Here is a 24,587-nt window from a genome sequence, read left to right on the forward strand (position 1 = left end):
GTCCCCGCTTCCCATGTCACCCCCCGCGCTGCAAATCCCTTAATTTCCCAACCCTGTCGGAAGCCCCTCCAGGCCCCCGGCTGCGCCCGCATTTTTTACCGGGCAACCAGCACACCCCGATCCAAGCGGCAGCTGAAAACGGACTTTCTCCTCAACCGTGACTTATCAGGCAGGTTACCCCCATGCAGTTCAGCGAATTATTGGCAGCGATTTCCACCCATGCGATCCGTCTGCAAACTGAAGAAGGCGACCTGATCATCCTCGGCGATGACGAAGCACTGGATGACGCCCTGTGGGATCAACTGATCGCCCACAAACCCCAGCTGCTGGCACTGGTTGCCGAACATGGCGGTGACTGGTTGAGCCCGGCCTACCGCATCACGCCGGACATGCTGGCGCTGGTCAACCTCGACCAGCCGGCGATCGACCGGATCGTGGCTGCCATCCCCGGTGGCGCAGCGAATGTGCAGGATGTGTACCCCTTGGCGCCGCTGCAAGAGGGCATGCTCTATCACCATTTGTCTGCCGACCAGGGCGACCCCTACGTGCTGCACGCGCAGTTCGTGTTCGACAGCCGCGCGCGCCTGCAGCATTTTGCCCAGGCGCTGCAATGGGTGATCGACCGCCACGACATCCTGCGCACGTCCATGGTGTGGGAGCGCCTCGACGAGCCGCTGCAAGTGGTGTGGCGCAAGGCGCCGCTGGTCTGTGAAGAGGTACCGTTGAGCGGTGGCGACATCCTCGCCCAATTGCTCGCCCGCTATGACGCACGCACGTTCCGCATGGACCTGGGCCAGGCGCCGCTGCTGCGCCTGGTGTTCGCCGACGACCCGGCAAACCAGCGGGTGGTGGCGATGCTGCTGTTCCACCACACCATCCTCGATCACACCGCCCTGGACGTGGTGCGCCATGAAATCCAGCTGTACCTGGCCGGCGAGCAGGCCCAGGCCGGTGAGCCGGTGCCGTTTCGCAGCTACATCGCCCAGGTGCGCCACGGCGTCAGCGAGCAGGCGCACGAGGCGTTTTTCCGCGACATGCTGGCCGACATCGACGAGCCGACACTGCCCTTCGGTCTGCAAGACGTGCAGGGCGATGGCCAGGGCATCGACGAAGCGCGCCTGCCCGTCGACAGCACGTTGAGCCGCCGCTTGCGCCAGCTGGCGCGGCCACTGGGGGTGAGCGTGGCGAGCATGATGCATCTGGGCCTGGCGCGGGTGTTGGGCGTGGTGTCCGGTCGCGAGGCCGTTGTGTTCGGCACCGTGATGCTGGGGCGCATGGGCGCGGGCGAGGGCGGCGAACGCGCCCTGGGCATGTTCATCAACACCTTGCCGCTGCGCGCCGATGTGGGCGGGCAGGGCGTGCGTGCCGGGGTCAAGGCGATCCATGAGCGGCTCACCACCTTGCTGCATCACGAGCATGCATCCCTGGCCCTGGCCCAGCGTTGCAGCGGCGCGGCCGCGCCGACGCCGTTGTTCAGCGCCATCCTCAACTACCGGCACAGCGCGGCAACCGACATGGACGAGGTCATTGAGGTGGCCGAAGGTATCCAGGTGCTGGGCGCCGAAGAGCGCACCAACTACCCGTTGACGGTCAATGTCGATGACCTGGGTGAAGACTTCGCGTTGACCGTGATGGTGGACGCCGCCATCGGCGCGCAGCGCGTTGCGAGCTACCTGCACACGGCCCTGGAAAGCCTGGCCGATGCCCTGGAGCAGCGACCGGATTCGCCGCTCAGCGGCCTGAACATCCTGCCCGACACCGAACGCCATCACCTGCTGCACACCCTCAATCACAGCCCTGCGCACTACGCCGATACGGCCCTGATCCACCACCTCGTCGAGTCCCACGCCGCCGCCCAGCCCGAGGCCATTGCGCTGCGTTTCGACAACCAACGGCTTACCTACCGCCAGCTCAATGAGCGCGCCAACCAGGTCGCCCATCGCCTGCTGGCCCAGGGCATTCGCCCGGACGACCGTGTGGCGATCTGCGTCGAGCGCGGCCCGGAAATGATCATTGGCCTGCTGGGTATCCTCAAGGCTGGTGCCGGCTACGTGCCGATCGACCCGGCGTATCCGCTGGAACGCATCGCCTACACCCTGGCCGACAGCGCACCGCTGGCCGTACTGGTGCAAGCCAACACCCGCCACCTGGTCGGCGACCTGGCGCAGATCGACCTCAACGGCCTGCGTGGCGAATCCCTGGTCAACCCGCGTGTCAACGTCAGCCCGGCCAACCTGGCCTATGTGATCTACACCTCGGGCTCTACCGGCCAACCCAAGGGCGTGATGATCGAACACCGCCAAGTGGCGCGTCTGTTCACCGCCACCGCGCACTGGTTCGGCTTCAACAGCAACGACGTGTGGGCGCTGTTCCACTCCTTTGCCTTCGACTTCTCCGTGTGGGAGATCTGGGGCGCGTTGATGCACGGCGGCCAGTTGCTGATCGTGCCGCAACTGGTCAGCCGGTCACCGGACGAGTGCTACACGCTGCTGTGCGAGGCGGGCGTGAGCATCCTCAATCAGACGCCCAGCGCCTTCCGCCAATTGATCGCCGCCCAGGCCGACAGCCCCCAGGCCCACTCCTTGCGCCAGGTGATTTTCGGTGGCGAGGCCCTGGAGCCGGGCATGCTCAAACCGTGGTATGCCCGTGCGATCAACGCCGGCACGCAACTGGTGAACATGTACGGCATCACCGAAACCACCGTGCACGTAACTTACCGCGCCCTGGAGGCGGCGGACGCGCAGTTGGTGGGCGTCAGCCCGATTGGCGTGCGCATCCCCGACCTGCAACTGTACGTGCTGGATGAGCAGCGCGAGCCGCTGCCAGTGGGCGTGGTCGGCGAGTTGTACGTGGGCGGTGCCGGCGTGGCGCGGGGTTACCTCAACCGTGACGCGCTGAACGCCGAACGCTTCCTGGCCGACCCGGCCACCGGTTTGCGCATGTACAAGACTGGCGACCTGGGCCGCCTCAAGGCTGACGGCAGCGTCGAGTACCTGGGGCGTAATGACGACCAGGTGAAGATCCGTGGTTTCCGCATCGAACTGGGGGAAATCGAAGCGCGGCTGGCCACTGCGCCCGGCGTGCGCGACGCCGTGGTCGTGGCGCGCGAGGACGTGCCGGGGGACAAGCGCCTGGTGGCCTACGTGATTGCCGAGGGTGAGCTGAGTGTCGCCGCCTTGCGCGACCATCTGCTGCTGAGCCTGGCCGACTACATGGTGCCTGGCGCGTTCGTATTGCTGGACCAATTCCCCCTCACCACCAACGGCAAGCTCGACCGCAAGGCCTTGCCTGCACCTGATGCCGAGGCGCTGGTGCGGCGCGGTTATGCAGCGCCCCAGGGCGCAGTGGAAACCGCTATCGCGGGGCTCTGGCAAGAGCTGCTCACCCTTGACCGTGTTGGCCGCGACGACAATTTCTTCGAGCTGGGCGGGCATTCCCTGCTGGCAGTCAAGCTGATCGAACGCATGCGCCAGCTGGACCTGAGCGCCGATGTGCGCGTGCTCTTCGGCCAGCCCACCCTGGCGGCACTGGCGGCGGCAGTGGGCGGGCAGCAGGAGGTGGCGGTGCCGGCCAATCGGATTACCGCAACCAGCCAATGCATCACCCCCGACATGTTGCCCCTGGTGGCGCTGGAACAGCCTGCCATCGACCATATCCTCGCCAGCGTGCCCGGCGGCCTGGGCAATGTGCAGGACATCTACGGCCTGGCTCCCTTGCAGGCGGGCATTCTCTATCACCACCTGGCAACCACCGAAGGCGACCCCTACGTCTTGCAGGTGCAACTCAGCTTCGCCGACAAAGGTGCGGTGGACGCGTTCGCGCGGGCCTTGAACAGCGTGATCGAGCGCAATGACATCCTGCGCACCGGCATCCTCTGGGAAGGCCTGGATGAGCCGGTGCAAGTGGTGCTGCGCCACGCGCCGCTGGTGGTCGAGGGCATCGAGGTGGCGGGCGCTGATGCCCTGGCCACCCTGCAACAACGCTTCGACCCGCGCCATTACCGGCTGGACCTCACGCGCCCCTCGTTGATGCGCCTGGCCTATGCCGAGCAGCACGGCCATTTCGTCGGCATTCTGTTGCTGCACCACATCCTGCTCGACCACACCGCGTTGCAGGTGCTGGTGGAGGAAATGAGCGCCAGCCTGACAGGCAGCAGCGCGCACTTGCCCGACGCGGTGCAGTACCGCAACTACGTGGCGCAGGCGCGACTGGGCGTGAGCCAGGCGCAACACGAAGGGTTTTTCCGCGAGATGCTCGGCGACATCGACGAGCCGACCCTGGCCTTCGGCCTGCAGGATATCAATGGCGACGGCAGTGGCATCGTCGAGGCGCACTTGCCGCTGGAACCGGCATTGAGCCTGGGCCTGCGTGAACAGGCACGGCAGTTGGGCGTGAGCACCGCCAGCCTGGTGCACCTGGCCTGGGCGCAGGTACTGGCCCAGGTCTCCGGCCAGCAGGACGTGGTGTTCGGCACGGTGCTGCTGGGCCGCCTACAGGGCGGTGAGGGCGCCGACCGCGCCCTCGGCATGTTCATCAATACCTTGCCGCTGCGGGTCAGCCTCGGCACGCTTGGCGTGCAGGCCGGGGTGCGCGCCACCCACGCACGCCTGGCGCAGTTGCTCGGGCATGAGCATGCCTCGTTGTCCCTGGCCCAGCGTTGCAGTGGCGTGCCGGCGTCGCTGCCGCTGTTCAGCACACTGCTCAATTACCGCCACAGTGCCCCGGGCGAAGCACCGGGGGCCAGCCCGTTCGCGGCGTCCGGTATCGAAATCCTCAGCTCCGAAGAGCGCAGCAACTACCCGCTGGTGCTCAACGTCGATGACCTGGGCAGCGGCTTCGCCCTCACCGTGCAAGGGCTGGCCACGTTGGACGTGCAACGGGTGGGCGACTACATGCTCACCGCGCTGCGCCACCTGGTGATCGCGCTGCAACAGGCGCCTACCACGCCGTTGCAGGCTATCTCGATCCTGCCGCCCGCCGAGCGTCACCAACTGCTGGTGGACTTCAACGCCACCGCCCGCGACTACCCGGCGCAGCTTACCGTGCACCAGCTGTTCGAAGCCCAGGCGCTGGCCCGGCCCGAAGCGGTGGCCGCCGTGCATGGCCAGCTGTCCCTGAGTTACCGTGACCTCAACCGTCGTGCCAATCGCCTGGCTCATCACCTGATCGGCCAAGGCGTGCAGCCCGGCGAAAGCGTAGCGATCGGTTTGCCGCGCTCCCTCGACCTGCTGGTCTGCCAATTGGCGATCCTCAAGTGCGGCGCCGTGTACGTGCCGCTGGACGTCAACGCCCCCCTCGAGCGCCAGGCCTTTATCGTGCAGGACAGCGGCGCGCGCCGGGTGCTCAACACCTTGGCCGACTTGAACCTGGACGCGCAGTCCCCACGCAATCCCGAACTGCCCCAGTCGGCAGAAAGCGTGGCGTACATCCTCTACACCTCCGGCTCGACCGGCGCGCCCAAAGGCGTGCAGGTGCCGCATCGGGCCATCTCGCGCTTGGTGCTCAACAACGGCTACGCCGAGTTCAACGAGCGTGACCGCGTGGCCTTCGCCTCCAACCCGGCCTTCGACGCCAGCACCCTGGAAGTGTGGGCGCCACTGCTCAACGGCGGCTGCGTGGTGGTGGTCGAACACGCGGTGTTGCTGTCCCAGGCCGCGTTCGCGCAACTGTTGCAGGAGCAGTCCGTCAGCGTGTTGTGGATGACGGCGGGCCTGTTCCACCAATACGCCGATGCGCTGATGCCGCATTTGCGCCAACTGCGCTACCTGATCGTCGGCGGCGATGTGCTCGACCCGCTGGTGATCAGCCGCGTGCTCCAGCACGGCAAGCCCCAACACCTGCTCAACGGCTACGGGCCGACCGAAGCCACCACCTTTTCTACCACCCATGAAATCACCGCTGTGGGCGAGGGTGGCATTCCCATCGGCCGCCCGATCGCCAATGCCCAGGCCTATGTGCTCGATGCGCGCCAGCAGCCGCTGCCGCTGGGGGTGGTCGGCGAGCTGTACATCGGCGGTGCGGGCGTAGCCAAGGGCTACTTGAACCAGCCGCAACTGACCGCCGAAAAATTCATCGCCAACCCGTTCGGCGACGGCCTGCTGTACCGCACCGGCGACCTGGCCTGCTGGCAGGCGGACGGTACCTTGCTGTACCAGGGGCGCAATGACCTGCAGGTGAAGATTCGCGGTTTCCGCATCGAGCCCGGCGAAATCGAAGCGGCCCTGGCCGCTTTCCCGGGGGTGAACGACAGCGTGGTGCTGGTGCGTGAAGACGAACCTGGCGACAAGCGCCTGGTGGCGTACTACACCGCTGTCGCAGCTCTGGACATCGAAGCGCTGCGCAGCCACCTGCAAGGCCGCTTGCCCGACTACATGGTACCGTCGGCCTATGTGTGGCTGGAGCTATTGCCACTCACCGCCAACGGCAAGCTCGACCGCAAGGGCCTGCCGGTGCCGGATCAGAGCGCGCTGCTCAGCCGTGGCTATGAAGCGCCGGAAGGCGAGGTAGAAACCCTGCTGGCGCAGATCTGGCAGGACGTGCTCAAGCTTGAGCGGGTAGGGCGTCACGATCACTTCTTCGAGCTGGGCGGGCATTCGTTGCTGGCGGTCAGCCTGATCGAACGCATGCGCCAGGTCGGCTTGAGTGCCGATGTGCGCGTGCTGTTCAGCCAGCCGAGCCTGGCCACGCTGGCGGCAGCGGTGGGCAGCGGGCGCGAAGTGCGGGTGCCGGCCAATGGCATTCCTGCGGGCTGCACCCGGATTACGCCGGACATGCTGACCCTGGTGCAGCTCGACCAGGCGGCCATCGACCGAGTCGTCGCCAGCGTGCCGGGCGGCGCGGCAAACGTGCAGGACATCTACCCGCTGGCCCCATTGCAGGAAGGCATTCTGTATCACCACATCAGCGCCGAACACGGCGACCCGTACCTGCTGCAGTCGCGCATGGCCTTCGACAGCCTGGAGCGCCTGCACGGGTTCATGGGCGCGTTGCAACAGGTGGTTGCGCGGCACGACATCCTGCGCACCGGCGTGGTCTGGGAAGGTCTGGACAGCCCGGTGCAAGTGGTGTGGCGCGACGCCCAGTTGGTGGTGCAAGAAGTGGCGCTGGACCCGGCCGACGGCGGCATTATCGAACAACTGCATGCGCGTTTCGATGCACGTCATTACCGCCTTGATATCACCCAGGCGCCGTTGTTGCGCATGGTCTACGCCAAGGACCCGGCCAACGGGCGGGTGGCAGCGATCCTGCTGTTCCATCACCTGGCCCTGGACCACACCGCCATGGAAGTGGTCGGCCAGGAAATGCGCGCCTTCCTGTTCAACCAGGCGCAAGACTTGCCGGCGGCCGCGCCGTTTCGCAACTACGTGGCCCAGGCGCGCCTCGGCGTGAGCGTGGCCGAGCACGAGCAATTCTTCCGCGACATGCTGGCCGACATCGATGAGCCGACCTTGCCCTTTGGTGTGCAGGATGTGCAGGGCGACGGGCGTGATATCGAAGAAGCCGAGCTGGCGCTGGACGCCACGCTGGCCCAGCGGGTGCGCGAGCAGGCGCGGCTGGCAGGCGTCAGCGCGGCCAGCCTGATGCACCTGGCCTGGGCGCAGGTGCTGGGGCTGGTGTCTGGGCGTGATGAGGTGGTGTTCGGCACCGTGTTGATGGGCCGCATGCAGGCCGGCGAGGGCGCGGACCGGGCCCTGGGGATGTTCATCAACACCTTGCCATTGCGGGTCGACGTGGCGGCCGGCGCGGCCGTGGCGGTCAAGGCCACCCATGCACGCCTGACGGCCCTGCTCGGGCATGAGCACGCCTCCCTGGCACTCGCCCAGCGTTGCAGTGGCGTGGCGGCCGCGTTGCCGTTGTTCAGCACCTTGCTCAATTACCGTCACAGCAACCCGGGCGAAATGGCCCGCGATGGCCAGGGCATCTGGGAAGGCGTGCAGTTGCTCGGCGGTGAAGAGCGCAGCAACTACCCGCTGACCCTGAGTGTGGATGACCTGGGCACAGGGTTTGGCCTGACGGTGCTGGCCTTGCCGCAGATCGGTGCCAGGCGCCTGTGCGACTACATGCACAACGCGGTGGCGCAACTGGTGACCGCACTGGAAACCGCACCGGGCACTGCGCTCAATCAACTGGCCGTGCTGCCGGTGGCCGAGCGCGATACCCTGCTGCGCGACTTCAACACCACCGCCGCAGACTACCCGACGGGCCAGACCCTGCACGGCGCGTTTGAGGTGCAGGCCGAGCGCCAACCCCACGCCGTTGCCGTGGTGCAAGACGGCGAAGCGCTGAGCTATGCGCAACTCAACAGACGCGCCAACCAGCTGGCCCATCACCTGCTGACGCTCGGCGTGCAACCGGATGACCGCGTGGCGATCTGCTGCCGTCGTGGCCCGCAGATGCTGGTGGGCTTGCTGGCCATTCTCAAGGCCGGCGCCGGCTATGTGCCAATCGACCCGGCATACCCCGCCGAGCGCATCCGCTACCTGCTGCAAGACAGCGCCCCGGTAACGGTGCTGGCCGAAGTCAGTACCCAGGCATTGTTGGGATCGGTAGCCAGCGTGGACTTGCAGGATTCGAGTTGGCAGCAGCAACCCACCCACAACCCACACGTGCCTGCGCTGACCCCGGCGCACCTGGCCTACGTGATCTACACCTCCGGCTCCACCGGCCAGCCCAAGGGCGTGATGGTGGAACACCGCACCGTGGAAAACCTGGTGCACTGGCACTGCGAAGCCTTCGGCCTGGACCGTGCGAGCCACACCAGCAGCGTGGCCGGTTTCGGCTTTGATGCGATGGCCTGGGAGGTCTGGCCGGCGCTGTGCGTGGGCGCCACCCTGCACCTGCCGCCCGCCAGCGTCGGTAACGAGAACATCGACGAATTGCTGGCCTGGTGGCTGGCGCAGCCGCTGGACGTGAGCTTCCTGCCGACGCCGGTGGCCGAGTACGCCTTCAGCCAAAACCTGCAGCACTCGACCTTGCGCATCCTGCTGATCGGCGGCGATCGCCTGCGTCAGTTCAACCAGGAACGGCGCTTTGCCGTGATCAACAACTACGGCCCCACCGAAGCCACGGTGGTCGCCACCTCCGGGCGTGTGCGGGCCGGCCAGGGCTTGCACATCGGCCGGCCGGTCGCCAATGGCTATGTCTACGTTCTGGATGCGCAACAGCGCCCGGTGCCGGTGGGCGTGGCCGGTGAGTTGTACGTGGGCGGCAGCGGCGTGGCGCGGGGTTACCTGAACCGCGCAGACCTGACGGCCGAACGCTTCCTGCAAGACCCGTTCAACCCGGGGCGCATGTACCGCACCGGCGACCTGGTGCGCTGGTTGCCCGACGGCAATCTTGAGTACCTGGGGCGTAACGATGACCAGGTCAAGTTGCGCGGTGTGCGGGTGGAGCTGGGCGAAATCGAAAGCCGCCTGGCCGCCCTGGACGGTGTCGGCGAAGCGGTGGTGCTGGTGCGCGACGGCCGCTTGGTGGCGTGGTTCACCGAGCAACGGCCGCTGGCGATTGAAGGCTTGCGCGAGCAACTGCAAGCCGTGTTGCCCGACGCCTTGGTGCCGGTGGCGTATGTGAAACTCGACGCGCTGCCCCTGACCGCTAACGGTAAGCTGGACCGCAAGGCCCTGCCCGAACCCGATCAAGCCGCTTTGCTCAGCCGCGACTACGAGGCGCCCCAGGGCGAGGTTGAAACCACCCTGGCGCGGATCTGGGCCGAGGTGTTGCAGGTGGAGCAGGTCGGTCGGCACGACCATTTCTTCGAACTCGGCGGGCATTCCTTGCTTGCGGTCAGCCTGATCGAACGCATGCGTCAGGTGGGCCTCAGCGCCGATGTGCGCGTGCTGTTCAGCCAGCCGACCCTGGCCGCACTGGCCGCCGCTGTGGGCAGTGGCCGTGAAGTACAGGTGCCGGCCAACCGAATTCCTGCGGGCTGCCAGCGCATCACGCCGGACCTGTTGCCGCTGGTGACGCTGGATCAGGCGACCCTCGACGACGTGGTCGCCCGTGTCCCGGGTGGCGCCGCGAATGTACAAGACATCTACCCGCTGGCGCCGTTGCAGGAAGGCATTCTTTATCACTACATCACCGCCGAAAGCGGCGACCCCTACCTGCTGCAATCGCACCTGGCCTTTGACAGCCTCGAGCGCCTGAACGCCTTCGCCCAGGCGCTGCAACAGGTGATCGACCGCCACGACATCCTGCGTACCGGTGTGGTCTGGGAAGGCCTGGCGCAACCGCTGCAAGTGGTGTGGCGCAGCGCGCAACTGAGCGTGGAGGAGCTGCACCTGCAAGGTGATGTGCTGGCGGGCCTGCATGAGCGGTTCGATGCACGGCGCTACCGGCTGGACATCAGCCAGGCGCCGCTGATCCGCCTGATGTACGCCAAAGACCCGGCCAATGCGCGGGTGGTGGTGGTGCTGCTGTATCACCATATCGCGCTGGACCACACCGCGTTCGACGTGGTGCTGCGCGAAATGCAGGGCCACTTGCTCGGCCAGCCGGCCCCGACGACAGCGCCGATGCCGTACCGCAACTACGTGGCCCAGGCGCGCCTGGGGATCAGCGAGCAGGAGCACGAGGCGTTCTTCCGCGGCATGCTCGGCGATATCGATGAACCGACCCTACCTTTTGGCTTGCAGGATGTGCGCGGCGACGGCAACGCGATCACCGAACACACCCTGCACCTGGACAGCGACCTCAACCGCCGCCTGCGTGCCCAGGCCCGTCTGTTGGGCGTGAGCACCGCCAGCCTGTTCCACCTGGCCTGGGGCCAAGTGCTGGCGGCCACATCCGGCCGTCACAGCGTGGTGTTCGGCACCGTACTGGTGGGCCGTCTGCAAGGGGGCGAGGGCGCCGACCGTGCCCTCGGGGTGTTCATCAACACCTTGCCGCTGCGCCTGGATATCGACGCCCAAGGCGTTCGCGCCGCCGTGCGAGACACCCATGCACGGCTGAGTGCGCTGCTCGGTCATGAACACGCGTCCCTGGCCCTGGCCCAGCGTTGCAGCGGAGTGGCCGCCCCCGCGCCACTGTTCAGTTCGATGCTCAACTATCGCCATCGCGGCGCGGCGACCCGCTCGGTGGACGCGCAACAGGCATGGCAAGGCATGCAGACGCTGGTCAATGACGGGCGCACCAACTACCCGTTGACCCTGAACGTGGATGACCTGGGCGACGGCTTTGACGTGACGGCCTTGGCGCAACTCGACCCACAACGGGTCTGCGGTTACCTGCACGTGGCTCTGTGCGGCCTGGTCGAGGCCCTGGAGCAGGCGCCGCAGCAGGCGCTCAATCGCCTGCCGGTACTGGGCGAAGAAGAACGGCACAGGCTGCTGGTGACCTTCAACGCCACCGAGGTGAGTTACGACCTCGACCAGACCCTGCACGGCCTGTTCGAAGCCCAGGTACAGCGCACGCCGGATGCCATCGCCGTCAAGGCCGAAGACCAGCAGCTCACGTATCAACAACTGAACGAGTGCGCCAACCGCTTGGCCCATCACCTGCGCGAGCAGGGCGTGCAGCCGGATTCGCGGGTGGGCATCTGCCTCGAGCGCGGCCTGGATATGGTCATCGGCCTGTTCGCCATCCTCAAGGCCGGGGGCGGCTACGTGCCGCTGGACCCGGCGTACCCCCTCGACCGCATCGCCTACATGCTGCAAGACAGTGCGCCGGTGGTGGTGCTGGCCCAGGGCGCAACCCGGGGCCTGTTGGGCGAGGTGCCGGTGATCGACCTCGACCAACCAACCTGGCAGCACCAGCCCTTGAGCAACCCTGAGGTGCCGGGTCTGACGGCGCAGCACCAGGCTTACGTGATCTACACCTCCGGTTCCACCGGCCAGCCCAAGGGCGTGATCAACGAACACGCCGGGGTGGTCAACCGCTTGCTGTGGATGCAGGACGCCTATGGCCTCAAGGCCCATGACGCGGTACTGCAGAAAACCCCGTTCAGTTTCGACGTGTCGGTGTGGGAGTTCTTCTGGCCGCTGATGACCGGCGCACGCCTGGTGATGGCGCGTCCGGGCGGGCATAAGGAACCGGCCTACCTGTGCGAAGTGATCGCAGCGCAGCACATCACCACCTTGCACTTCGTACCGTCGATGCTCGATGTGTTCCTGGCCCACGGCGACGTCAGCCAGGCGGCCGGGCTGGTGCGCGTGATGTGCAGCGGCGAAGCCCTGCCGGGCAGCCTGGTGCGGCGCTTCAAGCAGCAACTGCCGCAGATCGGCCTGTACAACCTGTACGGCCCCACCGAAGCGGCGGTGGATGTGACCGCGTGGAATTGCGCGCGGCCGCAAGTGCCGGACAACACGCCGATCGGCAAGCCCATCGCCAACACCCGCATGTACCTGCTGGATGCGCAATTGCAACCGGTGCCCCTGGGCGTGGTCGGCGAGTTGTTCATTGGCGGCGTGCAAGTGGCGCGCGGTTACCTCAACCGCCCGGACCTTACCGCCGAACGTTTCCTCAAGGACCCGTTCAGCGACGGCCGGATGTACCGCACCGGTGACGTCGGCCGCTACCTGCCCGACGGCAACATTGAATACCTGGGGCGCAATGACGACCAAGTGAAGATCCGTGGCCTGCGCATCGAACTGGGGGAAATCCAGGCGCGCCTGCTCGACCATCCCCAGGTCAGCGAAGCCGCCGTGGTGGCCCGCGAAGACCGCCTGGTGGCCTATTACACCGGCGTGCCCACCGACATCGACAGCCTGCGCGCCCACCTGCTGCTGCACCTGCCGGATTTTATGGTGCCTGCGCTGTTCGTGCACCTGGAGGCGCTGCCCCTGAGCCCCAACGGCAAGCTCGACCGCAAGGCCCTGCCGGCCCCGGGCATGGCAGCGCTGAGCGTGCGCGAGTACGCCGCACCGCAAGGCGAAACCGAAACCCTGTTGGCGCGGCTGTGGGCCGAACTGCTGGGCGTGGAGCGGGTGGGGCGGCATGACAATTTCTTCGAACTGGGCGGGCATTCGCTGCTCGCCGTGAGCTTGATCGGGCGCTTGCGCCAGGAAGGCATGGAAGCCGATGTGCGGGCGTTGTTCGAACAGCCGACCCTGGCTGGCTACGCCGCCATAACCGAACGAATGGAGATCGTCCTGTGAGCATTCTCGAACTGCTGGCGACGCTGAAGAGCAAAGACATCCAACTGGCGCTCAAGGGCGAACAGTTGGCGGTGCAAGGCAATAAACAGGCGCTGAGTGACCCGGCCATCATGGCCGCGTTGCGCGAGCACAAACCGGGGTTGATCGAGCTGATCAAGGCCGGCGACTACACTGCGACCAAGGCTGGTGAAGTCGAGGTGCCGGCCAATGGCATCGCGCCCGGCACCGAATACATCACCCCGGCCATGTTGACGTTGTCGACGTTGAGCCCGGAGGAGATCGAGCGCATCGTCGCGACGGTCGACGGCGGCGTGGCGAACATCCAGGACATCTACCCGCTGGCGCCGTTGCAGGAAGGCATTCTGTTTCACCACGTGAGTGCTGAACAGGGCGACCCGTATGTGATGCAGTCGCAGTTCTCGTTCGACAGCCTGGCGCGTTTCGAGGCGTTCGCCCAGGCCTTGCAGGCGGTGATGGATCGCCACGATATCCTGCGCACCGGGGTGGTGTGGGAAGGGCTGCAAGAACCGTCGCAAGTGGTGTGGCGCCGGGCGCAGTTGCCGATCCAGGCCCTGGTGCTGGACCCGGCCGACGGCGACATCGCCGCGCAACTGCATGCATTGTTTGATGCCCGCCACTACCGGCTGGACGTGACCCAGGCGCCGTTGCTGCGCCTGGTGCGTGCCGACGACCCGACCAATCAGCGCATCGTCGCAACCTTGCTGTTCCACCATATGGCGCTGGACCACAGCGCGCTGGAAGTGGTGTGCCATGAACTGCAGGCGTGCCTGTTGGGGCAGGGCGCGGCGCTGGGCCAGGCGGTGCCGTTTCGCAACTATGTGGCGCAGGCGCGGCTGGGGATCAGCGAGCAGGAGCACGAAAGTTTCTTCCGCCAGATGCTCGGCGATATCAGCGAACCGACCTTGCCGTTTGGCTTGCAGGATGTGCAGGGCGATGCCCGTGGCATTACCGAGGTCAACCTGCCGCTGCCTGCGCCGCTGGCCCAGCGTTTGCGTACTCAGGCCCGGCAGTTAGGCGTGAGCGCGGCGAGCCTGTTTCATATGGGCTGGGCGCAAGTGCTGGGGGCGTTGGCCGGCAAGCAGCAGGTGGTGTTCGGCACCGTGTTGATGGGGCGCATGCAAGGCAGCCATGACACCGAGCGGGCCCTGGGGATTTTCATCAACACCTTGCCGTTTCGCGTGGACGTGGACGCCACCGACGTGCGTGCCGGGGTCAAGGCCACCCACGCGCGGCTGACCACCTTGCTGCGCCATGAACACGCGGCCCTGGCGCTGGCCCAGCGCTGCAGTGGGGTGGTGGCGCCGACGCCGCTGTTCAGTGCCTTGCTCAACTACCGCCACAGTGCGCCGGCCGCCAGCGCCAACGCCGCATCGGCCTGGCAGGGCATTGCCGCCCTGAGTGCCGAAGAACGCACCAACTACCCGCTGACCTTGAGCGTGGATGACCTGGGCGAAGGGTTTGGCTTGAGCCTGCTCGCCAGCACGGCCGTGGACCCGCAGCGCGTGTGTGCCTACCTGCACACCGCGCTGGAGAACCTGGTGGCGGCACTGGAACAGGCCCCCCACACCGCCCTGAACCAGGTGGCTGTAGTGCCCGCCGCCGAACAGCAATTGCTGCTCGAACAGTTCAACGCGACCCACGCCGACTTCCCCCAGGGCACCACCTTGCACGGGCGCATCGAAGCCCAGGCGGCCCGGACGCCCGAGGCCATTGCGGCCGTGCATCAAGGCCGCCAACTGACCTACGCCGAGCTGAATCAGCAGGCCAACCTGCTGGCCCACCACCTGCTGGCACTGGGTGTGAAGCCCGATGACCGCGTGGCTATCGTCGCCCGCCGTGGGCTGGACACCCTGGCCGGGTTGCTGGCAATCCTCAAGGCCGGTGGCTGCTACGTGCCGGTGGACCCGTCCCACCCGGCCGAACGCTTGAACTACCTGCTGACCGACAGTGCCCCGGTGGCGGTGTTGACCCAGCAGGCCCTGCTTGATCGCCTGCCGGCCCTGGAAGTGCCGGTGATCAACCTCGACCGCTACACCTGGCAGCACCATTCGGCGAGCAACCCCAAGGTGGCCGTCACCCCCTCACACCTGGCGTATGTGATCTACACCTCCGGTTCCACCGGCCTGCCCAAAGGGGTGATGGTGGAGCACCACACCGTGGCCAACCTGGTGGACTGGCATTGCACGGCGTTTGACCTGTGCGCCGGGCGCCACACCGCCAGCGTCGCCGGTTTCGGCTTTGATGCGATGGCCTGGGAAGTGTGGCCGGCGCTGTGCGTGGGTGCGACCTTGCACCTGCCGCCGGCCAGTGACGGCGCCGAAGACATCGATGCCCTGTTGGCCTGGTGGTGCGCGCAGCCTCTGGACGTGTGCTTCCTGCCGACGCCGGTGGCCGAGTACGCCTTCAGCCAGCAGATCGAACACCCCACGTTGCGCACCCTGTTGATCGGCGGCGACCGCTTGCGCCAGTTCGGCCGGGCGCAGCATTTCGAGCTGATCAACAACTACGGCCCCACCGAGGCCACGGTGGTCGCCACGTCCGGCAAGGTGGAGGCGGGCGGGGTGTTGCATATCGGCAAACCCATCGCCAATGCCACGGTGTACCTGTTGGATGAACAACTGCGCCCGGTGCCATTGGGCGTGGCGGGGGAGCTGTACGTGGGCGGCAAGGGCGTGGCCCGGGGTTACCTGAACCGCCCGGAACTCACCGCCGAACGCTTCCTCGATGACCCGTTCAACGGCGGGCGCATGTACCGCACCGGCGACCTGGCGCGCTGGTTGCCGGAGGGCAACCTTGAATACCTGGGGCGCAACGATGACCAGGTGAAGATCCGTGGCGTGCGCATCGAATTGGGGGAGATCGAAACCCAGCTCAACCAATTGGCCGGCATCCTTGAAGCGGTGGTGCTGGTGCGTGAAGAACGCCTGGTGGCTTACTTCACCGAGAACCCCCAGCTCGATCCGCTGGCGGTCGGCGAGATCCGCGCCCACTTGGTGGCGCACCTGCCGGACTACATGGTGCCGGTGGCCTACATGAAGCTGGACGCGTTGCCCCTCACCGCCAACGGCAAGCTCGACCGCAAGGCCTTGCCGGCGCCGGACCAGGCCGCCGTGTTCACCCGTGAATACGCCGCGCCCGAGGGCGAGATCGAAGGCGTACTGGCGAGTATCTGGAGCGACGTGCTGCAGGTTGAGCGCGTTGGGCGCCACGATCATTTCTTCGAACTGGGCGGGCATTCGCTGCTGGCCATGCGCATGGTCTCCCAGGTGCGCCAGCGCCTGGGGGTGGAGCTGCAACTGGGCGACCTGTTTGCCAACGCCGAACTGTGCGCGGTCGCCGAGGTGCTGGCCCAGGCCGGGCGCAGCACCTTGCCGGATATCTTGCCGGCCAACCGCGATGAAGACGTACCGCTGTCGTTCGCCCAGCAACGCCTGTGGTTCCTGGCGCTGATGGAAGGCGCCAACACCGCCTACAACATCCCCATCGGCCTGCGCCTGCGCGGGCAACTGCATGTGCAGGCCCTGCAACGGGCGCTGGCGCGCATTGTGGCGCGTCACGAAACCCTGCGCAGCCGCTTCGCCCAGCACGGTGACACGGCCCAGGTGCTGATCGTGCCGGCCGAAGACGTGCTGCCCCTCCAAGTGCAGGACCTGCGCCGCCACCCGCAGCCGCAACAGGCGCTGGACGCGTTGATCCATGGCGAAGCCTCGGCGCCCTTCGATCTGGAGCGTGGCCCGTTGCTGCGTGGGCGCCTGGTGGTGATGGCCGACGATCACCATGTGCTGTTGCTGACCTTGCACCACATCGTCTCCGATGGCTGGTCCATGGGCGTGCTCACCCGCGAGTTGATGGCGCTGTACCAGGCGTTCAGCCACGGCTTGCCGGACCCGCTGCCGGCCTTGCCGATCCAGTACGGTGACTTCGCCGTGTGGCAACGCCTGTGGCTCAGTGGCGAGGTGCTGCACCGCCAAAGCACTTATTGGCAGCAGGCCCTGGCCGGTGCGCCGGCCTTGCTCACGTTGCCCACCGACCGCCCGCGCCCGGCGCAGCAGGACTACGCCGGCAGCAGCGTCGACGTGCGCCTGGACGAGCGCCTTACGGCCGGGCTCAAGGCCTTGAGCCAACGCCACGGCACCACTTTGTACATGACCTTGATGACCGCCTGGGCAGCCTTGCTCGCGCGGTTGTCCGGCCAGTCGGACCTGGTGATCGGCTCGCCAGTGGCCAACCGCACCCGCAGTGAGGTGGAAGGGCTGATCGGCCTGTTCGTCAACACCCTGGCGGTGCGTATCGACACCTCGGGCGAGCTGAGCGTCGAGGCGTTGCTCGCGCGGGTCAAGGCGCAGACCCTGCAAGCCCAGGCCCATCAGGACCTGCCCTTCGAGCAGGTGGTGGAAATCACCCGGCCAGTACGTAGCCTGGCTCACAGCCCGTTGTTCCAGACCCTGCTGACCTGGCAGGACAGCAGCGCGCCCACACTGGCCCTGGGCGACCTGGCGCTGGAAGGGATTGTGGAGAACAGTCACTTTGCCAAGTTCGACCTGTCGCTGAACCTCGGCGAAGTGCAGGGCAGCATTCTCGGCGCGCTGGAGTATGCGGTGGCGCTGTTCGATGAAGCCACGGTGCAGCGTTATGTGGGGTACTTCATTCGCGTGTTGCAGGCCATGGTCGAGAACGATCAGGCGGTGCTGGAACACGTGCCTCTGGTGGGCGAGCGGGAACGTCAGCAGGTGTTGTTCGACTTCAACGCCACCGACGTCCCTTACAACCTCGACCAGACGCTGCACGGCCTGTTCGAAGCGCAAGTGGCGCGCACGCCGCAGGCGGTAGCACTCAAGGCCGGCGAGCAGACCTTGACCTATGCCGAACTGAACGCCCAGGCCAACCGGCTGGCTCACCACCTGCTGGCGCAGGGCGTGCACGCCGATTCGCGGGTGGCGATCTGCGTGGAACGCGGCCTGGAGATGGTCATCGGCCTGTACGCGATCCTCAAGGCCGGCGCCGCCTATGTGCCGTTGGACCCGGCCTATCCGCCGGAACGTATCGCCTACATGCTGCACGACAGCGCGCCCCAGGTGGTGCTGGCCCAAGGCAGCACGCGAGGCTTGCTCGGCGATGTGCCGGTGATCGACCTGGAGCAGCCGACCTGGCAGCACCTGTCCCTTGATAATCCGCACACCGAGGCCGTGAGTGCCTATGTGATCTACACCTCCGGCTCCACCGGGCAGCCCAAGGGGGTGATCAACGATCACGCCGGGGTGGTCAACCGCCTGCTATGGATGCAGGACGAATACGGGTTGACGGCCGACGACACGGTCTTGCAGAAAACCCCGTTCAGCTTTGACGTGTCGGTGTGGGAGTTCTTCTGGCCGTTGATGACCGGCGCGCGTTTGGTGATGGCTGCGCCGGGTGGGCACAAGGACCCGCAGTACCTGTGCCGGGTGATCGCGGCGGAGCAGGTCACCACCCTGCATTTCGTGCCGTCGATGCTCGACGTGTTCCTCGCCCATGGCGAGCTGAGCCAGGCCGCCGGGCTGGTGCGGGTGATCTGCAGCGGCGAAGCCTTGCCGGGCAGCCTGGTGCGGCGCTTCAAGCGGCAGCTGCCGGGCAGCCAACTGCACAACCTGTATGGCCCGACGGAAGCGGCGGTGGATGTCACCGCCTGGAACTGCGCGGGGCCGGTGACGCCGGACAACACCCCCATCGGCAAGCCGATTGCCAATACGCGCATGTACCTGCTGGACGCGCAGTTGCAGCCGGTGCCCCTGGGTGTGGTGGGCGAGCTGTTCATCGGTGGTGTGCAAGTGGCGCGGGGCTACCTGAACCGCCCGGAACTCACCGCCGAACGCTTCCTCAAGGACCCGTTCACCGAGGGCCGCCTGTACCGCACCGGTGACGTGGGCCGCTACCTGCCCGACGGCACCATCGAATACCTGGGGCGCAATGACGACCAGGTGAAGATCCGTGGCTTGCGCATCGAACTGGGGGAAATCCAGGCGCGGCTCACCGAGTACCCGGCGATCAACGAAGCCGCGGTCATCGCCCGCGAACAGCGCCTGGTGGCGTACTACACCGGTGAACACAGCGACATCGACGTCTTGCGTGCCCACCTGTTGCAGCACCTGCCGGAATTCATGGTGCCTGCGACCTTTGTTCACCTCGATGCACTGCCGTTGAGCCCCAACGGCAAGCTCGACCGCAAGGCACTGCCGGCACCGGGCCTGGAGTCGTTGGCTGTGCGCGAGTACGAGGCACCCCAGGGCGACACGGAAGTGGCCCTGGCGAGTGTGTGGGCCGAGTTGCTCAACGTGGAGCGCGTAGGCCGTCACGACAACTTCTTCGAGCTGGGCGGGCATTCGCTGCTGGCGGTCAGCCTGATGGGGCGCCTGCGTGGCCTGGGCTTGTCGGCGGACGTGAAAGTGCTGTTTGCACAGCCGACGTTAGCCGGTTTGGCGGCGGCAGTGGGCGGCAGCCGTGAAGTGGCAGTGCCCGCTAATCGAATTGGCGCCGGTTGCACGCATATCACCCCGGACCTTTTGCCGCTGATCACCCTGGAGCAAGCGGCCATCGACCACATCGTTGCGTGCATCCCCGGTGGCGCGGCGAATGTGCAGGATATCTACCCGCTGGCACCGTTGCAGGCAGGCATGCTCTATCACCATCGCGCGGTGCCCGAAGGCGATGCCTACCTGTTGCAGGCGCAATTTGCCTTCGACCATCACGAACGCCTGGAAGCATTCGCCATGGCCTTGCAGGCCGTGATCGAACGGCACGACATCCTGCGTTCGTCGTTCCACTGGGACGGCCTGGAAGAACCGGTACAAGTGGTATGGCGCGACGCGGCGCTGCGTGTTGAAACCGGGGCGTTGCCCCTGCGCCTGGACGTGGGCCAGGCCCCGTTGATGCGCCTGGTGTATGCCCAGGAACCCGGGCGGGTGGTCGCCACCTTGCTGTTCCATCACCTGGTGATGGACCACATCGCCCTGGAGATCCTGCAACACGACATGCAGGCGTTCCTGTTGGGCGATCAGGAAGGGCTGGGCGAAGCGGTGCCGTATCGCAACTATGTGGCCCAGACCCGCCTGGGGGGCGGTGACCATGAAGGGTTCTTCCGCGAGATGCTGGGCGACATCGACGAGCCGACCGAAGTCGAACCGCTGGGCGATGGCGCGCCTGCGCAGCTGGCGCTGGACCCGCAGTTGAGCCAGCGCTTGCGCAGCCAGGCCCGTGAGGCCGGCGTGAGCAGCGCCAGCCTGATGCACCTGGCGTGGGCCCATGTGCTGGGCAAAGTGTCCGGGCGTGAGCGGGTGGTGTTTGGCACGGTGATGCTCGGTCGCCTGCAAGGGGGCGAGGGCGCCGAACGGGCCATGGGGGTGTTCATCAACACCTTGCCGTTGCGCGTCGACCTGGGCGAGCGCCCGGTGCGTGAGGCGCTGCGGGCCACCCATGCGCGGCTGACGCAACTGCTCAGCCATGAACACGCGCCGCTGGCACTGGCCCAGCGTTGCAGTGGCGTGCCGGTGGGCACGCCGCTGTTCAGCGTGCTGTTCAATTACCGGCATAGCGCGCCGCAGGCCGGAGGTGTGGCCGAGGCGTGGCAGGGCATTCAAGTGCTCAAGGCCGAGGAACACACCAACTATGGCCTGTCGTTGAGCGTGGATGACCTCGGTGCAGGGTTCAGCCTCAAGGCCACGGGGCCGGGCGCGCGGCGTTTGTGCGAGTACTTGCAGGTGGCGCTGGAGCAGGTGGTGCAGGCCCTGGAGCAACGCAGCGAGATTGCCATCGGCCGCTTGCCCGTGCTGCCGGCGACCGAAGTTTTGCAACTGCAAGGTTTCAACGCCACGGCGCGGACCTTTCCCCGTGAACACACCGTGCAGCGCCTGTTCGAAGCCCAGGCCCAAGCTCGCCCGGGCGCTTTGGCCGTGCGTCATGGCGAGCAGACGCTGAGCTACGGTGAGTTGAACACTCGCGCCAATCATCTGGCTCATCATCTGTTGGGACTGGGCGTTCTGCCGGGCGACAACGTGGCGATCCTGTTGCCGCGCTCTGTCGACCTGCTGGTGAGCCAACTGGCCGTGCTCAAGTGCGCGGCGGCCTATGTGCCGCTGGACATCCATGCGCCAGCCGAACGCCAGGGGTTCATGCTGCAGGACAGCGGTGCGGCGTGGCTGTTGACCCGCAGCGATATGCCCGTCGGCTACCCGACCCGGCGCCTGGACCTGGACACCCTGGCCCTCGACCCGCAGCCCAGCCACAACCCGGACCTGTCGCAGTCCTCGGACAGTGTGGCGTACATCATGTACACCTCCGGTTCCACCGGGACCCCCAAGGGCGTGCTGGTACCGCACCGTGGCATCACGCGGCTGGTGATCAACAACGGCTATGCCGATTTCAACGCCGCCGACCGCGTGGCGTTCGCCTCCAACCCGGCGTTCGACGCCAGCACCATGGACGTGTGGGGACCGTTGCTCAATGGCGGCCAGGTGCAGGTGATCGACCACGCCACCTTGCTCGCCCCGGCGGCGTTCGGCGCGGCCCTGGAAGGCGCGACGGTGCTGTTCGTGACCACGGCGCTGTTCAACCAGTATGTGCAGATGATCCCCGACGCCCTGGCCGGGTTGCGCATCCTGCTGTGCGGCGGCGAGCGAGCGGACCCGGCGGCATTCCGCAGCCTGCTGGCGCGAGCCCCGGCGTTGCGCCTGGTGCATTGCTACGGGCCGACGGAAACCACCACTTACGCCACCACCCATGAAGTGCGCGCCATTGCCGTAGATGCGGAAAGCGTGCCGGTGGGCCGGCCGATTTCCAATACCCACATCCATGTGCTGGACGCGCACTTGCAGCCGGTGCCGCTGGGCGTGACGGGTGAAATCTGCATCGGCGGCGACGGCGTCGCCAGGGGCTATTTGAACCGTCCCGAGCTGACGGCCGAGAAGTTCGTAAGTGACCCGTTCAACCCGGGTGCCCTGATGTACCGCACCGGCGACCTGGGACGCTGGACGGCGGACGGCTTGCTCGAATGCATCGGGCGCAACGATGACCAGGTGAAGATTCGCGGTTTCCGCATTGAGCTGGGTGAGATCGAAGCGCGCCTCGCCACCTTCGCCGGCATCCGGGAGGTGGTGGTGTTGGCCCGTGAAGACAATCCCGGAGACAAGCGGCTGGTGGCCTATTTCACCTGGGCGGCAGAGGCGCTGGAGATCGACCGCGTGCGCGCCCATCTGCAAGGCCAGCTGCCGGACTACATGCTGCCTTCGGCCTATGTGCCGCTGGCGCAACTGCCGCTGACCGCCAACGGCAAAATCGACCGTAAAGCACTGCCTGTGCCGGCCATGGAAGCCCTGTGCAGCCGCGATTTCGAAGCACCGGCCGACGCACTGGAAGAGACCCTGGCGCAACGTTGGGCCGAGGTGCTGAAGGTGGAACACGTGGGCCGGCACGACAGCTTCTTCGAGCTGGGCGGGCATTCGTTGCTGGCGATCCGTCTGGTCAACCTGCTGGAAGAGGCCGGGTTGCCGGTGTCCCTGGCGGAGCTGTTCCAGCACGCGAGTGTGGCCGGCGTGGCGAACCTGTTGCGCCAACGCACGGGTGAGCCGGAGCGTGACCCCGCGGTGATCACCGTGCGCAGCAGCGGCGCGCAACCGCCGTTGTTCCTGGTGCATGAGTTCAGTGGCATGGACGTGTATTTCCCTGCCTTGGGCCAGCACCTGCCGGGGGATTACCCCATCTATGGCCTGCCGGGTGTGCCGCTGGGTGAAGCGCACCTGAACACCCTGGAAGGCCTGGCGGCGCGGATGGTCGGGCTGATCCGCAGCCTGCAACCCCACGGGCCGTATCGCGTGGCGGGCTGGTCGTTTGGTGGCGTGTTGGCCTATGAGGTCGCCATGCAACTGCTCGGGCTGGATGAGCCGGTGGCGTTCCTCGGTTTGATCGACAGCTACGTGCCGCGCATGACCGACCAGGGCAAGGCGCGCTGGAGCGGGCCCGAGGCCCTCAAGCGGCATTTGCTGTTGCAGTGCACGGCGTATTGGAAAGCACAGGGAGGTGCGAATGAACTGGAAAGCCTTGGGCAACTGGAGGCGAGCCTTGGACAGCTGGACTTTGCGGGCTTGCTGCAACGCTGTCGCGATCAAGGTTTGCTATACGCGCAAATGGCGGCGGCGTCGGACGCCGACCTCTTGAGCTTCATCGAGCGCGAAGTGGGGCATGGGCATGCGCTGGCGCACTACAGCCTGTTCCCATTGCCAATCCCGGTGCACCTGTTCAGCGCCGAGCAACGGCCGACCGAGCTGTCCCGTCGCAGCCAGTCCCTGGGCTGGAGCGAGGCGTTGGCACCGGGGCAGTTGCGCCAGGTGGAAGTGCCGGGCGATCACCAGAGCATGATGCAGGCGCCACATATCCAGGCCCTGGGCCGTGCGATGACCGACGCCTTGGCGGGTGCTGTGCCGATGGCGCATGCGGTGCATCAACCGTTGTTGCGTATCCAGGGTGGCCGGGCCGGGAATGCCCCCGTGTTCTGTGTGCCGGGGGCGGGGGACAGCGTCACCGGGTTCGTCGGGCTCGGCGAGGCCCTGGGGCGTGACTGGCCGTTGTACGGCCTGCAGCCGCGTGGCCTGGACGGTGAGGCGGTGCCCCACAGCCAGGTCGAAGCGGCGGCGCAGTGTTACCTGGCGGCGCTGGCGCACGAGTGCCCGCACGGGCCGGTGCACCTGGTGGGGCATTCGTTTGGTGGCTGGGTGGCGCTGGAAATGGCGCTGCGGTTGCAGGCGATGGGGCGCGAGGTGGCGTCGTTGACGGTGATCGACAGTGAGTCGCCGGGCGGTAACGGCGTGGTGGGGCGGCCGTATACGACGACGGCGGCGTTGTTGCGTTTGATCGAGGCGATGCAGGTGTCGGCCGGGAAGTCGTTGGGGATTGATCCGCTTGATTTTGCCGGGCGTGATGAAGGCGTGCAACGGCAGCTGTTGCATGGGGGGATGGTGAGCGTTGGGTTGTTGCCGGGGCGTGCTTCGGTGGACGCGATGGAGGGGCCGGCGCGGACCTATGCGGCGGCGTTGCGGATGGTGTATCGGCCGGTGCAGCGGTATCGCGGGGTGGTGCGGTTGGTGTTGGCCCAGGACCCGGCCCTGGATGCGGCGGGGAATCAGCGGGAGCAGGGGTTGATGGTTGAGGGCTGGGGGAGACAGGGGAGTGGGGTGCAGGTTTGGTATGGTGCAGGGAATCACTTTACGTTGCTCAAGGCGCCGAATGTGCAGGGGTTGGCGCGGTGGTGGCTGGATGGGGTGGTGGTTGGGGAGGTGGTTTCGTGAGGGGTGTGCGTTGTAGGAGCTGGCTTGCCTGCGATAGCGGTGGTGGGTCGGTGTACATATCCGTTGCTGCGGTAACGGCCACCTATGGTTCCGCTCTTACAGCGGGTCACTTTTGGAAAGGCCCAAAAGTAACCAAAAGGCCTTCGCCCCACCACTCGGCACC

The 24,587-nt window shown here is 66.5% G+C and carries 2 protein-coding genes; both read left to right on the forward strand.

Annotation, left to right across the window (positions count from 1 at the left end; all coding sequences use genetic code 11):
• The first annotated feature begins 182 nt into the window (after positions 1-182).
• The gene (locus HX792_RS27995; RefSeq protein ID WP_176999114.1) at positions 183-13,094 is read left to right on the forward strand and encodes a non-ribosomal peptide synthetase; all 12,912 of its coding nucleotides are present in this window, start codon (positions 183-185) and stop codon (positions 13,092-13,094) included.
• Entirely contained in the window at positions 13,091-24,424 is an 11,334-nt protein-coding gene (locus tag HX792_RS28000) for a non-ribosomal peptide synthetase (protein ID WP_176999115.1), read from the forward strand. Before HX792_RS27995 ends, HX792_RS28000 begins: the two co-directional genes overlap by 4 nt.
• Positions 24,425-24,587: the final 163 nt, after the last annotated feature.

It is taken from the genome of Pseudomonas sp. B6002, assembly GCF_013385985.1.
In the GTDB taxonomy this organism is placed as follows: Bacteria; Pseudomonadota; Gammaproteobacteria; order Pseudomonadales; family Pseudomonadaceae; genus Aquipseudomonas.

Excerpts from the sequence above, each read along its gene's own strand:
- HX792_RS27995 (WP_176999114.1), top strand. The coding sequence starts at position 183 with ATGCAGTTCAGCGAATTATTGGCAGCGATTTCCACCCATGCGATCCGT.